The sequence below is a fragment of the Erwinia sp. V90_4 genome (assembly GCF_029967685.1).
GTDB classification, from domain to species: Bacteria; Pseudomonadota; Gammaproteobacteria; order Enterobacterales; family Enterobacteriaceae; genus Erwinia; species Erwinia aphidicola.
Genome location: NZ_JASCAQ010000054.1, coordinates 102,112 through 128,384 on the forward strand (window position 1 = coordinate 102,112; position 26,273 = coordinate 128,384).

Sequence of the window (26,273 nt, forward strand, 5' to 3'; positions counted from 1 at the left end):
CCTGCGTCTGTTTCGCCTGAAGAGCAAAATTATGAAAATAAATTTTAAATCGTGGCTGACAAACGTGTTTGCGAACCTAGCCAGCAGATCAAATAAACCCTTGCAGGCAGACGTCTCCCCTGCCAATGACCCTCCCCTGAAGGCGGAAATTTTTTCTGCGCTGCAAATGGAGCTTTACGGGCAAAAGCTCGCCCGCTCACACCGATTGTCACCAAAAACTCAGCCGTACTATTTGCTCAAACGACTGGGCAATAACGAGGCGGTGATTACCCACAACTGCTTTTTACTCAATGACGCAGAGAAGGCCAGCATGGCCCCGGCGGGCGAATGGCTGCTGGATAACTACTATCTGATTGAGGAGCAGATCCGCATGGTGCGCCACCATTTACCCAAGAATTTTGGTAAAGGGTTGCCCGTGCTCTCAGCTCCGCACTCCTGCCCCAGGATCTATGATATCGCCGCCGAAGCGATTGCTCACGGTGACGGGCGCTGGGATGTCGGCAGCTTAACCGGCTATATTATGGCCTATCAGCGGGTTACGCCGCTGACGCTGGGCGAGCTGTGGGCGCTACCCGGTATGCTGCGCCTGGCGCTGATTGAGAACCTGCGCCGCATCAGCAGCGAGGTCGCTCAGGCACAAAAAGAGCGCAACCTGGCAGACTCGTGGGTGAATAAACTGATTGCCTGCGCCGAGGCCACCCCCGCTGACCTGGTGCTGGTGATCGCCGATATGGCCCGCTCGCGCCCGCCGTTGAGCAGTGCTTTCGTCGCCGAGCTGGTGCGCAGGCTGCAGGGGCGCGGCAGTTTACTGGCGCTGCCGCTGACCTGGGCCGAGCAGAGCCTGGCCGAAAGTGGCATGACAACCGATGTCATGATCAACCGCTTCAACCAGCAGCTGGCCACCAGCCAGCTTTCGGTCAGCAACAGCATTGCCGGTTTGCGCCTGCTGAGCGAAACCGACTGGGCAGATTTTTGCGAGTCTGCCAGCCTGGTGGAGCAGCTGCTCAGGCAGGATCCCGCCGCGATTTATCCCCAGATGCATTTTGATACCCGCGACCATTACCGCCATGTGATTGAGCGGCTGGCGCGCAACAGCCGTTTCAGCGAGCTGGACGTCACGCGTCAGGTGCTGGCGCTGTCGCAGGCGGCCAGCGGCGCTTCGCCACCGCAGCATATTGGTCACTATCTGATAGGCGAAGAACGCCAGATGCTGGAAAAAGTGCTGACGGCCAACACCAGCGGAGTCACCCAGCTGCGCCATCGGTTCAATCAGGTGCCGCTGCTCTCCTGGCTCGGTAGCCTCAGCCTGCTGACCATGGCCGTTAGCGCCGCGGTGCTGCAGCGCACTGCCCAGCACGGAATGAGCTGGACGCTATGGCTGCTGGCTCTGCCGCTGGCGCTGGTAATCAGCCAGCTGGTGCTGCAGCTGCTGGGCGAAATGACCACGCGTTTTCGCACCCCGATGCCACTGCCGCGTATGGACTACGCCAGCGGCATCCCGCCTGCCGCCAGTACGCTGATAGCCATTCCCTGCCTGCTGAGCAGCCGTAAATCGATTGACGCGCTGCTCAGCAGCCTTGAGGTCTGCTATCTCGGTAATCCCAGCGCCAACCTCTATTTTGCGCTGCTCAGCGATTTTCACGATTCCCCGTCTGAAAGTACGCCGGAGAATGACGCTTTGCTGCAGTGGGCTAGCGCACAGCTACAAAATCTTAACCGCCGCTACGCGCGTGAAACGCCCCTTTTCTACCTGCTGCACCGCTCCCCCACGTGGAACCCCCAGCAGGGCGTCTGGATGGGCTATGAACGCAAACGCGGCAAGCTGGCGATGCTTAACAGCTGGCTGCGGCAGCCCGGCACGCAGTTCGCCTCTATTACCGGCAATGAAAAAGCGCTACCCGCGCCGATCAAATATGTCATCACGCTGGACAGCGATACGGTGCTGCCGCGCGACACCGCACACAAGCTGGTCGCGACCATGGCCCACCCGCTCAACCATCCGGTTTACGATGCGCAGCAACGCCGGGTGGTGAAAGGCTATGGCATTTTACAGCCGGGGCTGGCGGAAGAGATGCCGCGCCACGGTCAGGGGCGCTACGCGGCGATCTGCAGCAGCGTACCGGGCAACGATCCCTACTCGATGATGTCCTCGGATATTTATCAGGATCTGTTTGGCGAAGGGACGTTTGTCGGTAAAGGGATCTATGATGTGGATGTTTTCGCGCAGGCAACCTGCAACATTGGCCCGGAAAATCTGGTGCTGAGCCATGACCTGCTGGAGGGGTGCTACGCCCGCTCCGGCTTGCTGAGCGAGGTGCTGCTGTATGAGCAGTACCCGGTCAACTACCTGACGGATGTCGCCAGGCGCACGCGCTGGATCCGCGGCGACTGGCAGCTCCTCAACTGGTTGAAGCTGCGCGTGACCCGGGCCGATGGCTCGCGCGAGCCTAACCCTCTCACCACCCTGTCACGCTGGAAGTTATTCGATAATCTCCGCCGCAGCCTGGCAGCTCCGGCATTTCTTACGCTGCTGTTTTGCGCTTTCCTGCTGGTACCTAACCCCCTGTACTGGCTTGCGGTGCTGGCTATCGTGCTGCTGTTGCCCACTGTGCTGGCCGTGGTGCTGGACCTGGTGATGAGCAACCGCCCTCTGTTGAGCCGCGTGTCGGCTGTCCTGAAGGGGACCTGGCTACGGCTGCTGCGCATCGGGCTGAACTTCACCACGCTGCCGCATGAGGCAGGCTACTCCCTGCATGCCATTGCGCTCACCCTCTGGCGGCTGGCAATTACCCGGCGCAACCTCAATCAGTGGGTCAGCGCCGACCATTCGGCTGTCGGCAACCCGGCTTCCCCACTGGCGTTTTACCGCAGCATGTGGCTGAACGTGGTGGCTGGCCTGCTATTGATTCCGTTAAGCGCATTGCAGGCGCCCGCCCTGCTGAGCCTCGCCCTGCCCGTCGGATTACTGTGGTGCCTGGCCCCGCTGCTGCTCTGCTGGCTAAGCCGACCTGCGGAACTTTCTGCCCCCGCGCTGAGCAGCGACCATCAAATGCTGCTGCGCCAGAGCAGCCGCGAAATTTGGGCCTTTTTCGAAACATTTACCTGCGCAGACGACAACTGGCTGCCGCCGGACAATTATCAGGAGCAGCCCCACGCCATGATTGCCCACCGCACCTCGCCGACCAATATCGGCCTGTCGCTGATGGCTAATCTGACCGCAATGGATTTCGGCTATATCCCCGGCACCGAAGTGCTGCGGCGCGTCACCCTGACGCTGGACACCCTGGATAAAATGGAGCACTACCGCGGTCACCTGTTCAACTGGTACGACACCCTGACGCTGCTGCCGCTTAACCCGCGCTATGTCTCCAGCGTCGACAGCGGCAATATGGCCGGTCACCTGTTAACGCTCAGCGCGGGCTTAGGTCAGCTGCGCCATCAGCCGATCATCGATATCGGCCAGATGCTGGCGGGGCTTAAAGATACCCTGGCTATTCTGGAAACCTGCTGGGGGGCTCATGCCCCCACCACGCTGCGGCTGCTGCAAAAGCATCTTGTTGACGCCGCGCAGCTCTCCCCGGCGCTGTTACAGGATGAGCTGAAGAAGATGCGCAAACTGAGCGCTCGCCTTGAGGGAATGAGCCAGCAGGAGAACAGTGAGGTCAGCCGCTGGACGCGGCTGCTGCACGCGCAGCTGACGCGATTCTGCCAGGTCTGGTCATCGCTGCTCGGCTGGCTGCCGCCCGACTGGCGTGCGGCCAGGCTGCCTTCGCTGGCGTGGCTTTCCCAGGCTGATACATTGCAGCCCGATTCTCCCCCCCTTTCGGCCATTGTCCAGGCCCGCATGCAGCTCGCCATCATCAGCGAGCTGGAACTGCGGCTGAACGCGCACGCCAGAATGGACTTTGTCTTCCTGTACAGTGACGTTAACCATCAGCTGAGCGTGGGCTATCACTGCGATAACAGCACGCTGGACCACAGCCATTACGACCTGTTTCCCTCTGAGATCCGCCTGACTACCTTCCTGACGATTGCCACTAACCAGCTGCCGTTGAAAAGCTGGTATGCGCTGGGCCGCCTGTTCACCACTATCGATAACAATACCGCGCTGATGTCCTGGAGCGGGTCGATGTTTGAATATCTGATGCCCAATCTGGTGATGCCAATCTACCCCGGCAGCCTGCTGGCCGCCATGAGCCTGTCGGCGGTGAACGGACAGATAGACTGGGGGAAAAAGCGCGGGGTGCCCTGGGGGATCTCTGAGTCGGGATATTATGCCTTTGACGTGGCGCAAAACTATCAGTATCACGCTTTTGGCGTGCCCGGTTTGGGGCTGAAGCGCGGGCTGGCGGAGGATATGGTTATCGCCCCGTATGCCACCTTCCTGGCGCTGATGGTGTCACCGCAAAAAGCCTGTGAGAATCTGGCGCTGCTGGCTAAAAGCGGCGCGCGCGGCGAATACGGTTTCTATGAGGCGCTGGATTTCACCCCTTCGCGCCAGGCCAGCGGCCAGCGCTTTGCCGTGGTGCGTTCATGGATGGCGCATCACCAGGGGATGGCTTTTCAGGCGATCTCCCACCTGCTGCACAACGCGCCCATGACCGATCGCTTTATGTCGGTTGCCGCATTCCAGTCCGGCCGCCTGCTGCTGCAGGAACGGGTGCCGGATGCCGTTGAGCTGTACAGCCCGCGCCGTCATTTTGAGGCCCAGGCAGGAGCATTACTGCCGGTTCACTATCTGCCGCGAGAATTCAATGATGTTAACAGCCCGCTGCCGGAGGTCCAGCTGCTGTCGAATGCTCACTATCACCTGATGCTGACGCAGGCCGGCGGTGGCTACAGCCGCTGGCGCGATCTGGCGCTGACCCGCTGGCACAGCGACAGCACCTGCGATAACTCGGGGCCGTGCTGCTATATTCGCGATGTGGAGAGCGGTGAGCTGTGGAACACCACCTGGCAGCCGCTGGGCGCGCCAGCCGATCGCTACCGGGCATCGTTTACCGACGCGGGTGTGGTCTTCACCCGTACTCAGGGCACGCTGGAGATCAAAACCCAGATCGTGGTTTCGCCGGAAGACGATATCGAACTGCGCCGCGTCACGCTGCTCAATCGCGGCCGCAAGGCGCGCAGCGTGGAGCTGACCACCTATGCAGAAGTGGTGCTGGCCCCGGCCGCCAGCGATCGGGCACATCCGGCCTTCAGTAACCTTTTTGTGCAGACGGAACTGCTCACGGAGGATGAAGCCATTCTCTGCCAGCGCCGGCCCAGATCCCCGGATGAAGTCACCCCCTGTCTGTTTCATATGATGGTGGTGCATGGCAGAACACAGCAAACCGCCTCCTTCGAAACTGACCGCGCCATCTTCCTTGGCCGCGGCAACGATACCGGCAATGCGGCAATGTCCCATTATAGCGGGCCGCTCAGCAACTCGGCGGGCGCGGTGCTCGACCCGATCATGGCGGTGCGCCAGCCTGTTACCCTGCTGCCGGGCCAGTCGGTAACGGTAGACATTGTTTATGGGGTGACGGAAAGCCGCGCCCTCAGTATTCAACTGCTGGAAAAGTACCGCGACCAGCCGATTGCCGATCGGGTCTTTGAACTGGCCTGGTCGCACAGCCAGATTGCGCTGCGGCAGATCAACGCCAACGAAGATGACGCCAAACTGTTTAACCGCCTCGCCAGTGCCGTGCTGTTCCCCAGCCCCGAGCTACGCGCCGGGGCGGAGATCCTCAGCCGCAACCGTCGTGGGCAAAGCGGTCTGTGGGGCTGGGCAATTTCGGGCGATCTGCCGATTGTGATCCTGAGCGTCACCCGCGCGGAAAACACGCCGCTGATCACTACCTTTGTGCAGGCGCATCAATATCTGCGCATGAAAGGTCTGTCGATGGATTTGGTGATCCTCAATGACGGCCCCGGCGGCTATCAGCAGCTGTTGCAAAACCAGATAATGAGCCTGGTTGCCGCGGGCGCCGAAGCCAGCCTGATTGATAAGTCAGGGGGCATTTTTGTGCGCGACGGCCAGCATCTCTCCCCTGAGGACCGCCTGCTGCTGCTCAGCGTGGCGCGGGTCGTCATCGACGATCGCGCCGGTGGGCTGAAAGAACAGCTTAAATTGCGCATGCAGCCCGTGACGGCGGCCGCGCAGCCGCTGGTTATCCAGATGGATCTGCCTGCTAATCAGCACCTGCAGTGGCAACCTGAAACGGATGACTTGCTGTTCTTCAACGGGCGCGGAGGCTTCTCCCCTGATGGCCGTGAATACCAGATATTGCTTGATGAGCAGGACCCGACCCCTGCGCCATGGTCCAACGTGATCGCCAATGACACTTTCGGCTCGGTAATTTCAGAGGCCGGGCAGGCCTACAGCTGGTTCGAGAACGCACACGAATATCGCCTGACGCCGTGGGAAAATGACCCGGTCAGCGACCGTTCAGGTGAAGCCTTCTATCTGCGTGATGAAGAGAGCGGCCACTTCTGGTCACCCACGGCGCTACCCGCCAGGGGCCAGGGGCTGTACCTGAGCCGCCATGGTTTCGGCTACAGCGTATTTCACCACCGCGAAACCGGGCTGGACAGCGAGCTGACCGTACTGGTCGCCGTTGATGCGCCGGTCAAGCTGGCTATCCTCACGGTGAGCAATAACTCAGGGCGGATCCGCAAAATTTCCGCCACCGGCTACGTAGAATGGACGCTGGGCGAGACGCGCAGCAAATCGGCGATGCATATCATGACGCAGCCCGCTGGCGTTGCCGCCGGGTGCGGCGTGCTGGCCACCAACTTCTACGGCAGTAACGGCTCGGAGCGCACGTCCTTCTTTGCCGTCAGCGGCGTCCACTGCTCCCTGACCGGCGACCGGCGTGCCTTTCTTGGCCGTAATGGCACGCAGCGTGCCCCGGCGGCGCTGACCCAGCACATGCTGTCGGGCACCACCGGCGTGGGGTTAGATCCCTGCGCGGCCGTGCAGTCAGCGACCACGCTGATTGATGGCGACCAGCGCACCTTTATTTTTGTTCTCGGCACCGGGCAAACCCCGGCAGAGGCCGAAGGGCTGATTGCGCGCTTTATCAGTGAAGGCGCGGCACGGCACGAGCTGGAAATCGTCCATCAGCACTGGCACCGCCTGCTCGACAAAATCACCGTGACCACCCCCGACCCGTCGGTGGATCTGCTGGTCAACGGCTGGCTGCTGTACCAAACCCTCTCCAGCCGCATCATGGCGCGCAGCGGCTACTACCAGTCGGGCGGCGCTTACGGCTTCCGCGACCAGCTGCAGGACACGCTGGCGCTGGCGCATGCGGCGCCGGAGCGGCTGCGCCAGCAGATCGTGCTGTGCGCCTCACGCCAGTATCTGGCGGGCGATGTGCAGCACTGGTGGCACCCGCCGCTGGGCAACGGGGTGCGTACCCGCTGCTCTGATGATTATCTCTGGCTGCCGCTGGCCATGTGCCACTACGTGAGCGTGACGGGCGACAGCGCGCTGCTGCAACAGCCCGTCAGCTATATCGAATCGCGCCCGCTGCGGCCGGAAGAGGAGTCAGTTTACCAGCAGCCGACCATCACCCCGCTGGAGGAGACGCTGTGGCAGCACGGCGTGAAGGCAATTCGCCACGGGCTGCGCTTCGGTCCGCACGGCCTGCCGCTGATGGGCGCGGGCGACTGGAATGACGGCATGAATCTGGTCGGTATTGAGGGCAAAGGCGAAAGCGTCTGGCTCGGCTTCTTCCTGTTCACGGTGCTACAGCGCTTCGCCGCGCTGGCGGATCGGATACAGCAGCCCGACGTGGCGCTGCTGTGCCGCGAGCAGGCCGACCTGCTGCAAAAAAATCTCCACGCGTCGGGCTGGGATGGCAAGTGGTATCGCCGCGGCTATTTTGATAACGGTGCGCCCCTCGGCTCCCAGCTCTCTCCCGCCTGCCAGATTGATGCTATAGCCCAGAGCTGGGCGGTGCTGTCGGGCGCAGGCAGCGCGGATCGCTGTGCTCAGGCGATGCGCTCCCTGGATGAGCTGCTGGTCGATGGCGATAACGGCTTAATCAAACTGCTCACTCCGCCGTTCGACGGTCTCGGCCCTAACCCCGGCTATATTCAGGGCTACGTCCCGGGGGTGCGGGAAAATGGTGGGCAGTATACGCACGGCGCTATCTGGGCGGTGATGGCCTTTGCGCAGATGGGCAACAGCGAGCGCGCCTGGCAGCTGTGGTCGATGATTAACCCGGTAAATCACAGCCTGAATGCTGACGCAGTCGCGCGCTATAAGGTCGAGCCTTACGTGATGGCCGCCGACGTCTACAGCGTGGCGCCGCACAACGGGCGCGGCGGCTGGAGCTGGTACACCGGTTCGGCGGGCTGGGCGTACCGCCTGCTGACCGAATCGCTGCTGGGGATAACCCGTGAGGGCGATAAGTTGAGCATCAGGCCGCTGCTGCCCGCCGCCTGGCCTGAAGTGATGATCGCCTATCAGCACGGCAGCAGCCACTACCGCATCACCGTGCGGCGCTGCGACGGGGAGTCTTCACTGAGCCTGGACGGCACGCCGCAGCCGTACGGCGATATTGAGCTGATCGATGACGGGCGCGAACACCGCGTGGATATTCAGTCAGGCGCGCACTCATCGGCAGAAGGCTGATAGCTCAGCGTTCCCGCCACGCCGCCTTTGCCGCCATCTTTCGGATGATGGATACCATCCGTAACGTTCAGCGGCGAGAAATCAAACGGCGAGATGCCGTCGATGCAGGCCACGTTGACGGCACGCTGCTGCGGATTAGAGCGGGGCTGATGAAAGGTGTAAATCCCACAGACGGAGCAGAAATAGTGTGCCACCGATTTGCTGTTGAAGCGGTACTCGGTCAGCTTATCCTCGCCCTGGGTGATGTTAATTTCACTGGCAAACGCCACCACCGCGCCGCGCATGCGGCAAAAAGAACAGTTGCAGCGGCGCACGGTGTTGAAGCCGTCCAGCAGCGTGACGTTAAAGGTGACCGCCCCGCAGTGGCACTGGGCAGACTTAATCTCTGGCATAGCTCTCTCCTGATAAAATTGCCGCATGATTTGCTGAGTTCATGATCCTCAACAAGACTATAGGACACCCGTGTTCACGACAAGAAGGTCAAAGTTATGATGATTTCATTAAAAAATCAGGTTGCGCTGGTGACGGGCGCCAGTTCAGGAATTGGCTATGCCTGCGCAGAGGCGCTGGCGGAAGCCGGGGCCAGCGTGGTGATCAATTACAACAGCCAGGCGCAGCCCGCTGAAGAGCTGGCGGCAAAAATTTGTCAGCAAGGCGGCAAAGCCATTGCCGTCGGCGGCGATGTGTCAAAAGAGGACGACGTCGACAATCTGTTTGCCCGCACCATCGACGCTTTTGGCGCGCTGGATATTCTGGTGGCGAACTCCGGGCTGCAAAAAGACGCGCCGATTGGCGAGATGTCGCTGGCCGACTGGAACAAAGTGCTGGATGTCAACCTGACCGGGCAGTTCCTCTGCGCCCGTGCGGCGCTGCGCCAGTTTCGCCAGCAGGGTGCGCGGCCGGAGGTCAGCCGCGCGCTGGGGAAAATTATCCATATGAGCTCGGTACACCAGGTGATCCCGTGGGCCGGGCATGTGAACTATGCGGCCTCCAAAGGCGGTGTCGACCTGCTGATGCGCTCGCTTGCCCAGGAGATTGGCGCCGAGCGTATACGCGTCAATTCCATCGCGCCCGGCGCCATCGCCACCGCGATCAACAAAGAGAGCACCGAGGGTGACGCGGGGCGCAAGCTGCTGGAGCTGATCCCCTATGGCCGCATTGGCGAAGCGCGGGATATTGGCAACGCGGTCGTCTGGCTGGCCAGCGATCTGTCCGATTACGTGCACGGCACCACGCTGTTTGTCGATGGCGGCATGACGCTTTATCCGGGTTTTCAGGATAACGGGTGATGGGTTCCGGGCCGACCGAAAAAAAGGGTCGGCCCCTACAGGAAGTACCGGGGCACCATTAGGAATGAATGGCGCATCATCAAGGGACTTCGGGCCGACCGAAAAAAAGGGTCGGCCCCTACAGGAAGAACCGGGGCATCATCACGAATGAATGGCGCATCATCTGTTGTAGGGGCCGACCGCTTTTCTGGTCGGCCCGGGATGACCGGGCGCACCCGCTTCCCCCAGCAGCCAGTCAGCAAAATCACGCATCCCCGCGCTTTCCGGGCGCGACTGCAGCCGCGTCAGCCAGTAACCCCCTAAGCTGATAGTGGTGGCAAATGGCTGCACGATTTTACCACTTTGCAGCAGATGGCTGAACATCACCGGCGGCGCCAGCGCAATGCCCGCCCCGGCCTGTGCCGCCTCCAGCATATTCACCGACGAATCAAACACCATAATATGCTGCGCGGGCGAAGGCGCCGGCTCCCCCACTGCCGCAAACCACGTTGTCCACTCATCGCGGCGGAAGGATCGCAGCAGCGTAAAGGTGTTCAAATCGGCAGGCTGCTGGATCTGCTGCGCCAGCTCCGGCGTGCACAGCGGCGCCAGCGGGGCATCGCACAGAAACTGTGACTCCGTACCGTGCCAGGCGCCGTTGCCGTAGCGGATGGCGTAATCCAGCCCCTCAGCCACGCTGTCGACGCGATTGTTGTGGGTGGAGAGCAGCAGATCGATATGCGGATAGCGCAGGCGAAATGCCGCCAGCCGCGGCAACAGATAGCCGGTGGCAAAGGTTCCGACCACGCCAACTTTCACCTTCTCCCTGACGCGGCCGGCAGAAAAACGGTCCAGCGAATCGGCGATGCGATCGAAGGCGTCACTCAGCGTGGGCAGCAGGATCTCCCCTTCTGGCGTTAGCACCAGCCCGCGCGAGATGCGGATAAATAGCTGGCAGTTCAGATGCTGCTCCAGCGCTTTAACCTGCTGGCTGATGGCGGCATGGGTCACATTGAGTTCGATAGCCGCCTTAGTAAAACTTAACTGTCTGGCCGCGGCTTCAAAGGCACGCAGCGAATTTAACGGCAGATAACTGCGGCTCATGGTGCTCTCGTGTAAGATTTTCTATTGTCAGATGCTAAATATAATCGTTTGTCAGATCCGTGCAATCTCTTCAGACTATTCCAGGTCACAAGGAGCAACACTGTTTGCATCAATCAGCCTATGGAACTATTAAGCATGAAAAAAAACCTTCTCCCGATCTTGATTGCTGGCACCCTTTCCAGCTTTTCGCTGTTAGCGGCCCCGCTGAATAACGCGCAGCTCGACCAGATCGTCAATGACACCATCAAACCCTTAATGGCCCAGCAGGCGATCCCCGGCATGGCCGTCGCCGTGGTGTATCAGGGCAAAAGCCATCTCTACAGCTACGGCGAAGCCGACATCGAGGCCAAGCGCCCGGTCACCGCGGATACCCTGTTCGAGCTGGGTTCCGTCAGCAAGACCTTTACCGGTATCGCCGCAGGCGCAGCGATTAACAGCGGTCTGGTGAAGCTCACCGACCCGGCGGTGAAGTACGCGCCGCAGCTCAACACGCCGCAGTGGCAGCACATCACTATGCTAAACCTCGCCACCTACACCGCAGGCGGGCTGCCGCTGCAGGTGCCGGATGCGGTGAGCGACCAGCAGGCGCTGTGGCACTACTATCAGCAGTGGCAGCCTGAATGGCAGCCCGGCACGATGCGCAGCTACTCCAACGCCAGCATCGGGCTGTTTGGTTTACTGGCGGTGAAAAACAGCGGGCTGAGCTTTACCGACTATCTGCACAGCAACGTGCTGCAACCGCTAAAGATGACGCACACCTATATTGATGTGCCTGCGGCGCAGCAGAAAAATTACGCGTGGGGATATCGCGACGGTAAGCCGGTGCGCGTTTCAGCGGGCATGCTGGATGCGGAAGCCTACGGAGTGAAAACCAGCGTGCAGGATATGGCGAAATATCTGCAGGCGAATATCGACCCGGACAGCACGCCCGCCGTGAAGCAGGCAATCCTCACCAGCCAGGCGCGCTATCTGCGCGTGGGCGACGGGTATCAGGGCTTAGGGTGGGAAATCTATCACTGGCCGGTGGATGCCAAAGAAGTGATTGCTGCCAGCGACAATGGGGTGGCGCTCAAGCCGCACGCCGTTGAGGTGTTAACGCCAGCCGGAAAGGCTGAAGCGCAATCCTGGGTGCATAAAACCGGCAGCACCAACGGCTTCGGCAGCTATATTGCCTTTATTCCGCAGCAGAAAGTCGGGATTGTGATGCTGGCAAATAAAAGTTATCCGAACCCGGCAAGAGTGGAAGCGGCGAATAAGATAATCCAGACTCTGACGCAGCATTAACAGAGTTTTATATGCCTTGAGCATCATCGTCAATAGCGGGTCGACCGGAAAAAAGGTGGAGGGTCGACCGAAAAAAAAGGTCGACCCCGACATGACCGATTATTTTTTCTTGTAAGCGACTGCAGTAGCACGCACTTTCTTTTTCTCATTGGCAGAGGTAATGACGTAAATATCCGCCCCCAGTTTTTCCGCTTCTGCCTTGAGTGCCTCTCTTGCATCAATTGTGGAAGATTCATCCGCAACAGAGATATCCCCCACTTTTTCATACTGAAGAGAAACTTTGTCGAAGTCGACTTTCGTCATCAGCTCCGCTGAATAAGCATTAAGTGAGAATAACAGTACCGCAGCAGTAGCCAGCTTAGTCTTAAGCATCATGGTTAAATCCTCAGAGTTATCGAATATTATGTTTTTAATTAGTCGGCTAACAAGCGCAGCCGTGTCCTACCTGAAAAGCGTAGTTCACGGCAGGCGGAAAGCAATAAGGTTGGCATTATCCAGGGATTGCTACCCACTCTACACGTCGGGTCAGGCATGCCTGACCGCTACGAGAGACTCTGCCGCTGCTGCCCTGCCCGCTGCTGCATCTGCTGCGTCGGGCTGCGGCCTATCAGGACATACTGGTAACCCCGGGCATGCCACCAGGCGAGACTCATACCGTGGCGCTTTTCATCCTGCACCGGGGTGAGATTTTGATGCTGCTCGCGGGAAATACACAGCGCCATCGGACCCTCGCTGGCGCGATCCCAGACGATCTGCGCGATTGAAGCGTCGTCATAGCGCAGCAGGCGTATGCTTTTTAGCTCAGCATCGGGTAACGCCAGCTGCTGTGCGCTGAGCCGTAGGCCCATCTCGCGGGCGGTTCTCTCCAGCGAGCGCGCAATCACCGGCGGCGAATTATCGACATCCGCCAGCGTCTGAGTGCTGTACAACGACATATATTGCGCTTCGAGGTCGCGGATCCTGCCGCTTTCGCGGCGCGAGGCGCTCTCCGGACGGGCGAAATAACCGATACCGGAACCGATAAACAGAAAGCTGAGTGAGGCGGCGATCAGCGCGCGGCGGCTGACCTGTCCCCTGTGCTGCGCAGGCGCGGGCGGCGCCCGCACGCAGGTGGACTGCACCAGCTCCTCGGCGACGTCGCGATTGCGCGACAGCACCATACCGTAACGCCACAGGCGCGACAGATGGGCGGCCAGCTGTTGCCGGACTTCACTATGGGTAATTTTCACGCCCTCCGGGCAGCTTGAGGCAGCATACGGCGCAGCGCGGGATCGACGGTAATCCACCCCGGAATATCAAACAGGCCGAAGAAACTAACAGGAAGATCACGCTGGCAGCGGTCAGCCAGTGCAGCGTCAGGGTGAAAGCATCATAGCGCTGACGCGCGCGGGAAGTGGCAATGGCAGACATACAGTAGGTTTCCGTTTGTGGATGTTGATCGGTTAACGCGCCATCGCGACTTTTTATTCGGAAATTTTTAAAAAAAATTTCGCTGTTTCTACGCTTAACCCTGACCCAGTGAAATTTATCGTGAGTAACCCTACTGAGTTAACTCAAATTATAAACACCTTCGGCATCAAACGGCGGCGGGAAAATCGCGACACCGGGTCTGGCCGGAGGAAATTAAATGCCGGGATATGGCACTTAATGATAATTATGCTGACTGAAGCGATTTTCTCAACCGGATAATGAGTCGACCAATTAATGACTTAATTATAAAAGTGGCATGGTTTATTAATTATAGTCAGCGTTATGTAATTAGAGTAACCATCCGTTCAGCTAAAGCCTGCAGATAGCAATCACGATAGCATGCCTATTTAAAATCGAGACATAGCATTGATAATTAACGCTTTTTAAAATTGAGCTGAATAATTGAATTGTTAAATTTAACCCTATTAATCGTGTTTAAACTAAAAGCTGCAAATAATTCTTAACTTTTCATCTAAGTTCGTTAAAATATCGCCTCAATTTTGAAACCTATATAGATATCTCTCACTGCTATGTCTAAATTTAGAAAAACAATTCCCCTGCTTTCTCTGTCTGCTCTGCTGGTATCTACTGCACTGCATGCTGAAACCCCTGCTCCGCAGAAAACCGACGTGCTGTTGATTGGCGGCGGTATCATGAGCGCTTCCTTAGGAACCTGGTTACAGGAACTTCAGCCAGGCTGGAAACAGCTGATGGTAGAGAAGCTGGATGGTGTCGCACTCGAATCATCGAACGGCTGGAACAACGCCGGGACCGGCCACTCTGCGAACATGGAGCTGAACTACACGCCGGAACGTGCTGATGGTTCAATTGATGTCAGCAAAGCGCTGGATATCAACGAACAGTTTATGATCTCGCGCCAGTTCTGGACCGCTCAGGTGAAACGCGGCGTGCTCAACGACCCGCACTCTTTCATCAACTCGACGCCGCATATGAGCTTCGTCTGGGGTGATAAGAACGTGGAGTATCTGACCAAGCGCTACCAGGCACTGCAGCAGACAACCCTGTTCCAGGGCATGAAGTTCTCTACCGACCAGAACCAGATCAAGCAGTGGGCACCGCTGGTGATTGCCGGTCGCGACCCACAGCAGAAAGTGGCCGCCACCTGGACTCCGGTGGGTACCGATGTCAACTACGGCGAGATCACCCGTCAGCTGATCGGCAGCCTGAAGAAAGATAAAAACTTCACCCTTGAAACCTCGACCGAGGCTACCGAATTTAAGCGCAATGCCGACAACTCCTGGCATGTAACGGTTAAAGACGTTAACAGCGGTGAAGAGCACAGCATCGATGCGAAATATGTGTTTATCGGTGCCGGCGGCGGCGCGCTGAAGCTGCTGCAGAAAACCGGTATTCCGGAAGCGGATAACTATGCAGGCTTCCCGGTGGGCGGCTCCTTCCTGGTCACTGAAAACCCGGAAATTACTAAACAGCATCAGGAAAAAGTATACGGTCAGGCTTCAGTGGGCGCACCACCGATGTCCGTTCCACACCTGGATGCCCGCTACCTTGACGGTAAGCGCGTGGTGCTGTTCGGGCCGTTTGCCACCTTCTCTACCAAGTTCCTGAAAAATGGTTCGATCTTCGATCTGCTGGGCACCACCACCACCAGCAACTTCATGCCAATGACGCACGTCGGCCTGGATAACTTTGACCTGGTGAAATACCTGATTGGTCAGGTGATGCTGAATGACGACGACCGCTTCGCCGCGCTGAAAGAGTACTACCCGGACGCGCGTAAAGAGGACTGGAAACTGATCCAGGCAGGTCAGCGCGTGCAGATCATCAAGAAGGATGCCGATAAAGGTGGCGTGCTGAAGCTGGGTACGGAAATTGTGACCGATCAGCAGAAAACCGTCGCGGCCCTGCTGGGCGCTTCACCGGGCGCGTCTACTGCGGCCCCTATCGCGCTCAACGTGATCAAAAAGCTGTTCCCGGAGCAGTTCAACTCCCCTGAGTGGCAGAGCAAAATCCGCACTATCGTGCCGAGCTACGGCCAGCAGCTGAACGGCAACACGCCGCTGACCCAGCAAGTGTGGGATGACACCGCAGCCACCCTGCAGCTGGTGAAGCCGCCGGTGATCAACATGAACGGCGAGCAGAACGCCCCTGCTGCTCCCGCTGAGAAACGCGCAGAGAACCCGCAGCACGATATGGCGCTGTAAGTTCCCCGCCAACTAAAAAGGCCGATCCTGAGGATCGGCCTTTTTTTTGCTGTTCACTCCGCTGAGAGTAATATCAGCCTGGGGTTTTGGTGGTGTCTGGCGCTTCAGCAAATGCAGGCTTGGTTCGGGTAACCGAGTAGGCCACATGTTTCACTTTGCCCGGTACCGTGGTGATCTCCACCGCCGGAATGGTTACGCGCCCTAAGCCGAACAACGTCTGGACGTAGCCGCCCACCTTGTGTTTGCCCGGCTCGACAAACAGCGCACGCTTTTCGCCGCGCTTAAGAATGCCCGCTTCAGTACCATCGATGGTCAGCGTGATGGAGGAGCCATCATCCGCGCGGGTGACGATATGCGAAACATCAATCTGCGTTGGGCCGCTGCTGAACGGTGCTACTGCTGCTGTCCCCTGCGCCGCCGTGACCTTTTCTTCTTTAGCCGGTTCGGCAGGTGCAGTTGGCGTGGCCGTTTCGGCCGGGGTCGGAGCGCTGGCCGTTTCTACTGGCGCCTCAGGTGCGGTCGCTGCCTCAGCTGTCGTCGCCTCAGGGCTGCTTTCGGTGACGGCACCGGGCGCAGTAACAGGCGTAGTCTGCACCGGCTGTTCGGGCTGGGCTGCTGCAGCGGGGGCATCAGCGGTCTGCGTCGCCTGGCTAACGGGCGCCACGGCAGTATTAGATTTAAAGGCAGCGCAACCTGTCAATGTGGTGGCGGCAACAACCGCTGCCAGCGTAAAACGATAAAACATTATGGCGAATTCTCCTCTGCCGAATTTGGCGCGCTGCTATCATAGCGTCACTGCCCGTTTGAATACAGCGTGAGGCGCTTCGGTTTCCTCTGAATTACACTCTCTTTACGCTACTGCTTCAGGAGGATATATGCACGGACCCGACCCCAGCGAGAAACATCCACTCCCTGGCTTTCCCCAGGTCTGCTTTATCAAAAATTGCGTGACCAACCCCAATATCATCATCGGCGACTATACCTACTACGACGATCCTGATGACGCGGAGAACTTCGAGCGCAACGTCCTTTATCACTATCCGTTTATCGGCGATAAGCTGGTTATTGGCAAATTCTGTGCGCTGGCTCGCGGCGTGAAGTTCATTATGAACGGCGCTAACCATAAGACCTCTGGTATATCGACCTTTCCCTTTTTTATTTTCGGCAACGGCTGGGAAAGCGCAGCTCCGCAACCCGGCGACCTGCCTTATAAAGGCGATACCTGCATCGGCAACGATGTCTGGATTGGCTATGACTGCCTGATTATGCCGGGCGTGAGCATCGGCAACGGCGCGATCGTCTCTTCATGCTCCGTAGTGGTTTCCGATGTCCCGGCGTACAGCATAGTGGGCGGTAACCCGGCGCAAGCGATCCGCAAACGCTTTAGTGATGAGGTGATTGCCGAACTGGAAGCGCTAGCCTGGTGGGACTGGCCAGTGGAGAAGATTACTGCCCATCTTGCTGGAATTACGGCGGGTGATATTGCAGCGCTTAAAGGGTAGGCTCAGGCCTGCCTGACCCATTAACAATTATCTGATGTGACACTGTCACTATCCGTGTCACATTTCGCCATTTCATTCTCCCGGATATCAAGCGCCTGCCTGGCTATAGCCTGAGTACTGTTGCGTTTCACCGCTTATTTGCGCATTTGATTTAAGTCGCAAAGCGTTAAAATATTCTGATTACACACGCTTTTTTCTTCCGAACTCTGACTATAAGGTCTTTTGCGTGGCAAAAATCTTCTTACGCAGTGGCAATCTTGATGCTGTGCTCGCTCTGGGGGAGAACGGGCAACCGGTCTATCTCTCCGCTCTGCAACTGCGCGAAACCCTGCGCCTGAGAAAACAGTCTGCGCTGGCCGACTGCCTGGCGATCCCGCAGCCTAACGACGCGGGCGACCGCCTGGACTGGTACTCGCCGGTGAATGGCAAAGTCAGTTCGTGGGCCGCCGCCAGCAACAGCGCACGCAAGGCAGCGCTGAATGACCTGCTCGCCTGCCAGAGCACGCTGGCAGAGATTAGCGACCGCGCCCAGCAGTCCGATAAGCCGAGCCAGAAGCTGTTCGGCGCCCTGCTGAGCAAAGCGTTACAGTTCCCCGACCAGAACTATGTCTACCTGGTGGGCGGCAAGCCGGTGATCACCTTCTGGGGCTTTGTCAGCCTGGATAAAAAATCCCGCCAGGACGCTTTCGACTGCCTGCGCGCAGTGGAAGATGATGAGCCGCAGCTCGGCCTGTCGCGCCTTGCACCCGTCGCGGCAGCCCCTGCACCCGCTGCGGCTGCGGTATCGCCGGTTATTGCTCCGCTGATTACCCCTGAACCCGCCGCCACGCCGCGAGTGATGCCCACTATTCCGCCGTTGGAAATTATTGACGAGCCGGAGGCAATCGCACCTGAGCCGGCCCCGGCGGTCCCCGCTACGCCTGCGGCAAAACCACCGATGAAAGCCTGGCTGCGCTACAGCTGGGTTGTTCCGGCCGTGGTGCTGCTGATTGCCTTTGGCGTGCAGCTGAAAAGCTGTAGTGATAAAGCGCCTGAAGAGGTGAAAGCGCCTGAACCCGCCGCACAGCCCGAGCCTGCCGCACCGGTCGCTCCGGCTGCTGCACCCACTCTGCCACTGGCACCGGCGATTATCGCCCCGGCTGCCGTTACACCCGCTGCGGCCCCGGCAGCAGCGCCCGCGGCTGAACCGGCGGTGGAAGCTGTCGCAGACGCGCGCCCGGTGGCGAAAGACGATCTGGTGCTGCCTGCCGATGCGGTCAAAATTGGCTCGACCAAATTCCTTAACGGTAACTGGCGCGTACTGGTGCAGAAAAATCTGCCGACCGGCACCCCGCCGATGCTGAAATATCAGCTGAAAAATGGCAAAGGGACGGCGCGTATCACCCAGGGCGACGGCGTTAGCTGTAAGGTGGAGGTGTTCGCCGGGCTGATGTCCTCCGGCAACCTGGTGATTAACAGCCGCACGAAAGCGCGATGCAGCGATGGTTCGCGCTATCAGATGCCGGAACTGGTGTGTAAACAGGGCCTGAGCGGGCCTGCCGAGTGCAGCGGCAGCTACAATGCCGACACGGTGCTGCCGATGACCATGAAGCGTGAGAGTAAATAATGATGCTGGCGACGATTGCTGATTTTAAACCCAATATGACGCTGGTCCAGAACAGTGGTATCCAGTTCCTCGACTTTGCGCTGACGCCGGACCTGAACAACGACTGGCCGGGTAAATTTGTCCGCCAGACCGCAAATGGCCCGCTGCTGCGCCTGAACTATCACGCGCCCAGCGCCAAGTACCTGCTGCCGCAGGCGGCGGGCACCCCTGCCGAAGTGGTCAAGCCGGAGTTCAGTTTCCCGCTGGCGCAGTCGCTCAGCCTGCTGTGCGGCCAGTGGCTGCCGCTGCCGTTCTTCCGCTTCAACCCGCCGCGCACCTTTATCGGCGGCCCGGATAACTGGGCGCGCGTCCAGGTTGTGGCGCTGGATAAACCGGATGCCAGCGGCCATACCCACCGCATCGTGCTGGCGTTTGACACCAAAGTCTGGGCCGATGGCGAAGATGAGTCGCTGGCGCTGAATGAAAATGATGTGAAGAACGGTGTCAATTTCGCGCTGGCCCACCGCAGCGACGAGCTGGGCGAGTTCCTTGACCACACCTGGATTGACGGCTGGCTGCGCGAAGTATTTAGCGACAGCGCCTCCACCCTTGAACAGCGCCCGCAGGTCAATATTAAAGCCGCCCTGCGCGAGTTTGAGTACCAGGCGCACTATCTCAACATCCTGCATATGCTCGGCGAGCAGCTGTCAGTGCCGGAGCTGAAAATCAGCGCGGCGACGCTGCAGGAGCCGGCTATTGCCGTGGATCTGATCCTCGACGTCGGTAACTCCCACACCTGCGGCATTATGGTGGAAGATCACGTTGACGATCACCAGGGCCTGAAGCACACCTACGAACTACAGATGCGTAATCTCAGCCATCCCCATGCGCTGTATAACGAACTGTTTGAAAGCCGCGTCGAGTTCGCCCAGGCCAGCTTCGGCAAGCAGAATTTCTCGCTGGAAAGCGGCCGCGATGAGGCGTTTACCTGGCCTTCGATCGTCCGCGTCGGGCGCGAAGCCGGCAATCTGGCGCTGCAGCGCCTCGGCACCGAGGGTGCTACCGGGCTCTCCAGCCCGCGCCGCTACCTGTGGGATGAAGAGAGCTACACGCCGGGCTGGCGCTTCAGCCGTACCCCGGGCAATCAGCAGCAGGAACCGCTGGCGACCGCGCTGCCGCTGACCTACCTGATTAATGATGAAGGCCAGCCGCTGTACAGCATACCGCTGGATGAGCGCCTGCCGGTGTTCTCCCCGCACTACAGCCGCAGCTCGGTGATGAGCCTGATGCTGTCCGAGCTGCTGGCGCAGGCGCTGTTGCAGATGAACAGCCCGATGCAGCGCCAGAAAATGCTGCACAGCAGCGCCCCGCGCCAGCTGCGTAATATCATTCTCACCCTGCCTTCCGCCATGCCGAAGCCGGAGCGTGAGATCTTCCGCCGCCGCATGCTGGAGGCCATTGCGCTGGTGTGGAAAGCCATGGGCTGGCACCCGGCGGATGATGATTTCACCCGCGCCGAGGATAAAGCCAAAAGCAGCGTGCCGGTGCCGGAGGTGCAGATGGAGTGGGATGAAGCCACCTGCGGCCAGATGGTTTATCTCTATAACGAAACCCAGGTCAACTTTGGTGGCCGTGCTGAAGCCTTCTTCGCCAGCATGGTACGCCCCGACCGCGCCCGTGCTGCCGATGAACCGGCGGGCAAGACGCTGCGCATCGCCTCCATCGACATTGGCGGCGGCACCACCGACCTGGCAATTACTCAATATCGCCTCGATGACGGCGTAGGTAATAACGTAAAAATTATGCCGCGCCTGCTGTTCCGCGAGGGCTTTAAGCTGGCGGGCGACGATATCCTGCTCGACGTCATTCAGCTGTACGTACTGCCCGCGCTGCAGGCGGCCTTTAAGCAGGCTGGCATGGTCAACCCTGAAGCGGTCATGACGCGCCTGTTCGGTCATGAAGGCCGCCTTGACGGGCACTCAACCCTGCGCCAGCAGGTGACGCTGCAGCTGTTTATCCCGCTGGGCCAGGCGGTGCTGGAAGCCTATGAAACCTTCGACCCGCTTGACCTGACGGCAGAGATTGACGCCCGCTTTGGTGAGCTGCTGGCGCAGGCGCCGACCAGCAAACTGCTGGACTATATTAACCGCGAGATCCAGCGCGAGCTGCCGGGCGATGCGGCTGCCTTCGATATTCTCGATGTGGCGCTGATTGTGCGCCTCAGCAAGCTGCACGCTGAGTTCCTCTCGCCGCGCATGAACATTACCCACAGCCTGCGTTCAATGTCGGAAGTGGTGGCGGTATACGACTGCGATGTGCTGCTGCTGACCGGCCGCCCTTCACGCTTCCCCGGCGTGCAGGCGCTGTTCCGCCACCTGCAACCGCTGCCGGTGAGCCGCATTGTTTCACTGGACGGCTATCACACCAATGACTGGTATCCGTTCAACAAGCAGGGAAAAATCGAGAACCCGAAATCTACCGCCGCGGTCGGCGCGATGCTGTGCCTGCTGTCGCTGGACCTGCGCCTGGCGAACTTCTGGTTCAAGGCCGGGGACTTCCAGCCGTACTCGACCATTCGCTATCTCGGGATGCTCGACGGCACCGGCGCGCTGACGGCGGATAACGTCTGGTACAGCGATATTGACCTCGACCAGCAGAACTTTAATCTGGAAGTGCGTAGCCGATTCCAGGTGCGCGGCGCGTTAACCTTAGGGTTCCGCCAGCTGGACAATGACCGCTGGCCTGCGTCACCGCTGTATACCCTGACGATTGTCGATTCGCAGCTGGCGCGCAGCGTGGCCGGGGATAAAGTGCTGCGCATTAAGCTGGCGGTCAGCCGCCCGTTTGGCGAGTTCGGGCCGGAGCGTTTTGATATTGCCGATGCGACGCTTGATGACGGCAGCCAGGTGCCGCTTGAACATCTGCGTCTGCGCCTCAACACCCTTGCCAGCAGCGGATCGGGCATGGCGCATTACTGGATTGACAGCGGGAGCGTCTACAAGAAATGAAATCGTTAAATAAGATCCTCACCGCCCAGGCGAACAAAAAACGTGATGCTCTGACGCAGGGTATTGAGCAGGCGCTGGAGTGGCTGGAGGATAACCGCCAGCAGGCGCCGCGCCTGAATATGGAAGCAGATCGCCTGGCGGTCAAACTGCTGCGCCAGCACAACAAGGCCAGCGTACTGGCCCGCAACACGCCGATCAACCCGGCAATTGGCCTGTTCGGTCTGGCGCAGGCGGGCAAGTCTTATCTGATTGGCGCCCTGGCCGCCAGCGACAAGGGCCGCCTGGAGTGCGCATTCGGCAATAGCGTGCTGGATTATGCCGGCCAGCTTAACCCGCAGCAGCACACCAGTAATCTGGTATTACGCTTCAGCGGTCAGCAGCAGAGCAGCGACAGCAGCTGGCCGGTGCAGCTCACTCTGCTCAGTGAAAGCGAGCTGGTTGCGGTGCTGGCGCTCCAGTATGCGCAGCGCGTTAGTGACACTGTCACCTTTGATGAATCGCAGCTTGGCGAGAAAATGCAGAACGTGGCGATGTACCGCCAGCCGGAAGCGGTTGACGGCATCAACCGTCATCAGATGGTGGCACTGTGGGATGCCCTGCATTTCAGCCTGGCGCGCAACAGCGCGCTGGAGAGCCATTTCTGGCCGCAGGCGGTGGAGCTGGCTCCGTTCCTCGGCGTGGACGACCGCGCCCGCCTGTTCTCCCTGTTGTGGGGCGAGGATCGCCAGCTGACGGCACTGTATCGCCAGCTGGCGCACGTGCTGCACCACCTCTCCTGCGTGGGCGACGTTCTGGCACCGCTCAGCGTGCTGGACGAACCCTCTTACAGCCTGCTTAACAGCTCCGGCGTCAGCCAGTTTAATGCCACCGTCGATTTGACGCTGCAGGTGGTACCGCGCCACGGTGGCCGTTCTCTGGCCCCGGTCAGCGTGGCGCTGGCAGAACTGACGCTGCTAAGCCGCGAAGTACTGCTACCGCTCTACAGCGCGCCGCGCGAGGAGCTGTTTAGCGAAGTCGACCTGCTCGATTATCCTGGTTTTGTCAGCCTGCCGGTGCTGCCGGACGACGATCAGCATGCGCTGGCGCTGAGCTTCCTGCAGGCGCGGCGCCCATTCCTGCTGCAGCGTGCGGCGGTACAGCAGGATGTCACTCATCTGCTGGTGTGCAGCGCGTCGGCACACCGTAATGAAACGCGCCACGTTGGCCGCCTGCTCGACTTCTGGGTGAAGCAAACTCAGGGCGAAACCAGCGTGCAGCGCAGCGGCCGCAAGCCTGGGCTGATCTGGGCGATGACGCCGTTTGATCAGCGCATTACCCACGGCCACAACCACGATGCGGCGGTGCAGCGCTACGTGGGCAATCCGGGCGATGCCTGGGGTGCCATGCTGGCGATGGATGAAAAAGGCGTGCAGCGTATGGCCGGGTACCTGGTCAATGAAGTGCGTCGTGACAGCAAGCTGGAGCGCATTACCGCCTGCCGCGCCGAGATCCAGCGCGAGCTGAGTGAAAACCTGCTCGGGCGCTGGTATCAGGCGGCGGAAGGTGAAGATCCGGCCGAGCGCCTGCGCACCGCCGAAACGCTGCTGAAAGCGCTTCAGACCCGCACCGGCGTGCACGGCGAGCTGCTGGAGCGCCTGGTGCCGGTGCGCGATACCCTGCGTCACCTGTTCCTGCAGCGCCAGTATCAGCGCAGTGAGCGAACTGCCGCTGACGAGTACAGCATCTCCGAGGACGATCCGTTTGGCATTGGTATGACTATCGATCTGCTGAGCGATGAGCCGCTGACGGCGGTACAGACCAGCTATCACAGCGCGCCGGTGGTGGATCAGGAAGCCGAATTTGCCCAGAACGTCTATCGCCACTGGATTAATCAGCTACGCCTGCTGCCGGATAACGGCCCGCTGCTGGAGCTGCTTGGCGTGACCAAACCGACGCTGGAGATGCTGACCGAAGAACTGATCACCGCCAGCGTGCGCCAGGAGATTGAAGCGGCGCTGCTGCGCATTCTGGCCGACAGCGATGCGGCGGGCCTGCCCGCTGAGCAGATCGCCGATCGTCAGGTGTCGCGTGCGCTGAGCGTGCTGGGTGATTTCGTCGCCTGGCTGGGGTTCCAGCAGTTGCCGGAAGCGCAGCGCCCGGACAGCCGCATCAATCGCGGGCAGAAGATTTTCGCCAAGCCGGAAGCACAGACGGTTAATCTGGGGCCCGGTCAGCGCCTGACGCGTCTGGCGCTGAAGCCAAATAACCACGCCGCGTTTTATATCTACGACTGGCTGGTGGGGCTGAATGAGATGATAGTGCAGAATGCCGGGTATGCGGCATCGCGCGAAATCAGCGGCGAAGAGCGTGAAAGGCTGGCGAAGATTTTGAGCGTGATCCGCCGTTAATGATTTCGCGTAGGGGTCGACCTTTTTTCTCGGTCGACCCGGGGAAGCTCAATAAACCCGTACGCTAAATGCCCCGCCCGTTTCCTGTTCGGCTTCCTGCATCACCTCAATGATGCCCTGCAGTTCCGCCTGCTGAGGATGCCTGTGCAGATGCCGCAGGGTGATCCTCAACGGCAGCGCCACGCCAGCGGTCAGCACATCCCATAAGGCATCGAGATTACTGCCGAACTCGCTCAACGCAAATCGGGCGGCGAACTGGCGATAAAAGTCGGCGCGATCTTCCACCTGCTGTAAGTCAAAACTCACCAGTTGCATATTAATTTACCTGCTGAAAATGGCGGTAATGGTCGCTCGTCACGTAGATCAGGCCATCGCTCGAGTAGAGCATGCGATCGCTGCCGCGCCGCCCGCACTGATAATTGACGTCGGCTTCGAACCAGCGGCGCCCTGCTTTATCTGGCAGCCCCCCTTCGCGGTTGCTGAAGCGATCGCCGCCGATGGCCCGCCCCGGCAGCACGTTGCACAGGTTACCTTTTGACGGGTCCCAGCCCAGTTTACGCGCCTCACCTTTGCGCAGGTAGTAGTCCGGCAGCCGCTGATGCTGTTGCAGATAGTCCGCCACTCGCTGCTGAGCGGTGAGCGTACTGATATCGTTGGCACCCTGACGCGCAGTCGGAGTGGACTGTGTTGATGAAGTCGGCTGTTTCGCCGGATGATGCAGCCCGGCCGCAGCGGCGGCAATCGCGAAGATCGCGGCAATAAGAAGTTTTTTGTTCATGGGCGCAGTTTAGCAAAGCCAGGATGTGGGGCGTAGAGAAAAGCGTGGCGGGAAAGCCGGCAGCTGCGCTATTCCCGCCAGATTTTGCCGTTATGGCTATTTATTCTCGTACTGCTTCATGTTTTCCGGCGTCACCAGCTCGAATGGGATCCAGTGGTAAGAATCCAGCTTTTCGCCTTTGATCATACGCTGGGCGACATCTACCGAGGCTTTACCCTGGCCAACAGCGTCCTGAAATACGGTGACCTGCATCTTGCCGCTGGCCAGCGCTTTCAGACCATCCGGCGTGGCATCAATGCCGCCAACCAGCACTTTATTCTGTTTAATGCCTGACTGCTGCAGCGCCATCGCAGCGCCAATCGCCATTTCATCATTGTTGGCGGCGACGATATCAATCTCTTCGCCGTTGCTCAGCCAGCTGAGCATCAGGTCCATGCCCTCGCTACGCGAATAGTTCGCCGTCTGCTTCTGCACAACTTTCATTTTCGGGTACTTCGCGACCACCTGCTCAACGTCTTTGGTGCGCTGCAGTGCCCCGGCATCGGTCAGGTTACCGATCATAATGCCAACTTTGCCCTGATAGTTGGCGAGTTTTGCCAGCTGTTCCATCTGCAAAGTACCCGACTGCTTCTCATCGGAGCCGACAAACACCACGCCCGGTGGCAGTTTCGGGTCGCCCGGCGTACGGTTAACATAGACCAGCGGGATTTTAGCCTGGGTAACCAGCCGGGTCATAATGGGAGTTCCGGCTGAATTGACCGGATCAACAATGATCGCATCCACCCCGGCGCTGATAAAACTCTGCACCTGGTCGGTCTGGCGCCCGACATCGCCACGCGCGTCCTCAAACTGCACCTTGATGCCGCGCTCTTTGGCCTCTTTATCAATCGCCTGGCGGATAATGGTAAGGAAGTTCTGGTCGAAATAGGCCATCGACACGCCAATGGTTTCGGCCAGTGAGGAAGCGGAGCAGCTTAACGCGGCCACCAGCAGCATTTTTTTAAAATGTTTCATTATTATTCTCCAGAGGCAAGGGTGACTGCGGTGGATAAAATGAAACATCACAACCGCATTTGGA

The 26,273-nt window shown here is 59.4% G+C and carries 16 protein-coding genes and 1 pseudogene; 8 read left to right on the forward strand and 9 right to left on the reverse strand.

Features of this window, described 5'->3' with window-relative positions; all coding sequences use genetic code 11:
* Positions 1-31 precede the first annotated feature (31 nt).
* Positions 32-8,626 (forward strand): glucoamylase family protein, encoded by an 8,595-nt coding sequence (locus QLG07_RS15510; protein ID WP_282469603.1) that lies wholly within the window; start codon positions 32-34, stop codon positions 8,624-8,626.
* Here the strand turns inward: QLG07_RS15510 and QLG07_RS15515 are convergent.
* Positions 8,593-9,018: a GFA family protein gene (locus tag QLG07_RS15515; RefSeq protein WP_282469604.1), complete on the reverse strand. Its 426-nt coding sequence runs from the start codon at positions 9,016-9,018 to the stop codon at positions 8,593-8,595. The genes QLG07_RS15510 and QLG07_RS15515 overlap by 34 nt on opposite strands.
* 96 nt (positions 9,019-9,114) lie before the next feature.
* Here QLG07_RS15515 and QLG07_RS15520 point away from each other — a divergent pair, with 96 nt between their 5' ends.
* A complete protein-coding gene (locus tag QLG07_RS15520) occupies positions 9,115-9,915 on the forward strand; it encodes an SDR family oxidoreductase (RefSeq protein WP_048914692.1) in 801 nt (266 codons plus the stop codon).
* Between the two features lie 159 nt (positions 9,916-10,074).
* Here the strand turns inward: QLG07_RS15520 and ampR are convergent, their stop codons facing one another.
* Entirely contained in the window at positions 10,075-10,998 is a 924-nt protein-coding gene (gene ampR / locus QLG07_RS15525; RefSeq protein ID WP_048914693.1) for a LysR family transcriptional regulator AmpR, read from the reverse strand.
* Positions 10,999-11,133: 135 nt separating this feature from the next.
* On the opposite strand from ampR, the gene ampC reads away from it, so the two are divergent.
* Positions 11,134-12,282 (forward strand): class C beta-lactamase, encoded by a 1,149-nt coding sequence (gene ampC / locus QLG07_RS15530; RefSeq protein WP_282469605.1) that lies wholly within the window; start codon positions 11,134-11,136, stop codon positions 12,280-12,282.
* A gap of 99 nt (positions 12,283-12,381) precedes the next feature.
* On the opposite strand, the gene QLG07_RS15535 is transcribed toward ampC, so the two are convergent.
* The 3 genes from QLG07_RS15535 to QLG07_RS15545 all read right to left on the reverse strand — a co-directional run bounded on the left by QLG07_RS15535 (position 12,382) and on the right by QLG07_RS15545 (position 13,692).
* The gene (locus QLG07_RS15535; RefSeq protein WP_191149414.1) at positions 12,382-12,657 is read right to left on the reverse strand and encodes a YdgH/BhsA/McbA-like domain containing protein; all 276 of its coding nucleotides are present in this window, start codon (positions 12,655-12,657) and stop codon (positions 12,382-12,384) included.
* Between the two features lie 167 nt (positions 12,658-12,824).
* Positions 12,825-13,511: a hypothetical protein gene (locus QLG07_RS15540; RefSeq protein ID WP_282469606.1), complete on the reverse strand. Its 687-nt coding sequence runs from the start codon at positions 13,509-13,511 to the stop codon at positions 12,825-12,827.
* Entirely contained in the window at positions 13,495-13,692 is a 198-nt protein-coding gene (locus tag QLG07_RS15545; protein WP_282469607.1) for a hypothetical protein, read from the reverse strand. Before QLG07_RS15545 ends, QLG07_RS15540 begins: the two co-directional genes overlap by 17 nt.
* Before the next feature lie 590 nt (positions 13,693-14,282).
* Between QLG07_RS15545 and mqo the strand changes: the two genes are divergently transcribed.
* Entirely contained in the window at positions 14,283-15,935 is a 1,653-nt protein-coding gene (mqo, locus tag QLG07_RS15550) for a malate dehydrogenase (quinone) (protein ID WP_187497255.1), read from the forward strand.
* A 73-nt stretch (positions 15,936-16,008) separates the two neighbouring features.
* On the opposite strand, the pseudogene QLG07_RS15555 reads toward mqo, so the two are convergent.
* A pseudogene (locus tag QLG07_RS15555) lies at positions 16,009-16,362 on the reverse strand (hypothetical protein); the annotation flags it as partial.
* Between the two features lie 448 nt (positions 16,363-16,810).
* Here QLG07_RS15555 and QLG07_RS15560 point away from each other — a divergent pair.
* The 4 genes from QLG07_RS15560 (at position 16,811) to QLG07_RS15575 (ending at position 24,417) form a co-directional block, all read left to right on the forward strand.
* Positions 16,811-17,437: a Vat family streptogramin A O-acetyltransferase gene (locus QLG07_RS15560; RefSeq protein ID WP_282469608.1), complete on the forward strand. Its 627-nt coding sequence runs from the start codon at positions 16,811-16,813 to the stop codon at positions 17,435-17,437.
* 226 nt (positions 17,438-17,663) lie between these two features.
* Positions 17,664-19,043, forward strand: coding sequence for an SrfA family protein (locus QLG07_RS15565; protein WP_282469609.1), 1,380 nt, complete (start codon positions 17,664-17,666; stop codon positions 19,041-19,043).
* A gap of 2 nt (positions 19,044-19,045) precedes the next feature.
* Positions 19,046-22,030: a virulence factor SrfB gene (locus tag QLG07_RS15570; protein ID WP_099754739.1), complete on the forward strand. Its 2,985-nt coding sequence runs from the start codon at positions 19,046-19,048 to the stop codon at positions 22,028-22,030.
* On the forward strand, positions 22,027-24,417 hold the full coding sequence (locus tag QLG07_RS15575) for a virulence factor SrfC family protein (protein ID WP_282469610.1): 2,391 nt from the start codon (positions 22,027-22,029) through the stop codon (positions 24,415-24,417). Before QLG07_RS15570 ends, QLG07_RS15575 begins: the two co-directional genes overlap by 4 nt.
* A 48-nt stretch (positions 24,418-24,465) precedes the next feature.
* On the opposite strand, the gene QLG07_RS15580 is transcribed toward QLG07_RS15575, so the two are convergent.
* The 3 genes from QLG07_RS15580 to QLG07_RS15590 all read right to left on the reverse strand — a co-directional run bounded on the left by QLG07_RS15580 (position 24,466) and on the right by QLG07_RS15590 (position 26,209).
* Complete coding sequence (locus QLG07_RS15580) at positions 24,466-24,732, reverse strand: barstar family protein (protein WP_048916055.1); 267 nt, start codon at positions 24,730-24,732, stop codon at positions 24,466-24,468.
* Position 24,733: 1 nt separating this feature from the next.
* Entirely contained in the window at positions 24,734-25,195 is a 462-nt protein-coding gene (locus QLG07_RS15585) for a ribonuclease domain-containing protein (protein WP_282469611.1), read from the reverse strand.
* Between the two features lie 96 nt (positions 25,196-25,291).
* Positions 25,292-26,209, reverse strand: coding sequence for a sugar ABC transporter substrate-binding protein (locus QLG07_RS15590; protein ID WP_282469612.1), 918 nt, complete (start codon positions 26,207-26,209; stop codon positions 25,292-25,294).
* Positions 26,210-26,273: the final 64 nt, after the last annotated feature.

Bases quoted from the DNA above. Each gene is read 5' to 3' on its own strand.
- QLG07_RS15590 (WP_282469612.1), bottom strand. From the start codon at position 26,209: ATGAAACATTTTAAAAAAATGCTGCTGGTGGCCGCGTTAAGCTGCTCC.
- QLG07_RS15585 (WP_282469611.1), bottom strand. From the start codon at position 25,195: ATGAACAAAAAACTTCTTATTGCCGCGATCTTCGCGATTGCCGCCGCT.
- mqo (WP_187497255.1), top strand. From the start codon at position 14,283: ATGTCTAAATTTAGAAAAACAATTCCCCTGCTTTCTCTGTCTGCTCTG.
- QLG07_RS15580 (WP_048916055.1), bottom strand. From the start codon at position 24,732: ATGCAACTGGTGAGTTTTGACTTACAGCAGGTGGAAGATCGCGCCGAC.
- QLG07_RS15560 (WP_282469608.1), top strand. From the start codon at position 16,811: ATGCACGGACCCGACCCCAGCGAGAAACATCCACTCCCTGGCTTTCCC.
- QLG07_RS15515 (WP_282469604.1), bottom strand. From the start codon at position 9,018: ATGCCAGAGATTAAGTCTGCCCAGTGCCACTGCGGGGCGGTCACCTTT.
- ampC (WP_282469605.1), top strand. From the start codon at position 11,134: ATGAAAAAAAACCTTCTCCCGATCTTGATTGCTGGCACCCTTTCCAGC.
- QLG07_RS15535 (WP_191149414.1), bottom strand. From the start codon at position 12,657: ATGATGCTTAAGACTAAGCTGGCTACTGCTGCGGTACTGTTATTCTCA.
- QLG07_RS15570 (WP_099754739.1), top strand. From the start codon at position 19,046: ATGCTGGCGACGATTGCTGATTTTAAACCCAATATGACGCTGGTCCAG.
- QLG07_RS15575 (WP_282469610.1), top strand. From the start codon at position 22,027: ATGAAATCGTTAAATAAGATCCTCACCGCCCAGGCGAACAAAAAACGT.
- QLG07_RS15520 (WP_048914692.1), top strand. From the start codon at position 9,115: ATGATGATTTCATTAAAAAATCAGGTTGCGCTGGTGACGGGCGCCAGT.
- QLG07_RS15510 (WP_282469603.1), top strand. From the start codon at position 32: ATGAAAATAAATTTTAAATCGTGGCTGACAAACGTGTTTGCGAACCTA.
- QLG07_RS15545 (WP_282469607.1), bottom strand. From the start codon at position 13,692: ATGTCTGCCATTGCCACTTCCCGCGCGCGTCAGCGCTATGATGCTTTC.
- ampR (WP_048914693.1), bottom strand. From the start codon at position 10,998: ATGAGCCGCAGTTATCTGCCGTTAAATTCGCTGCGTGCCTTTGAAGCC.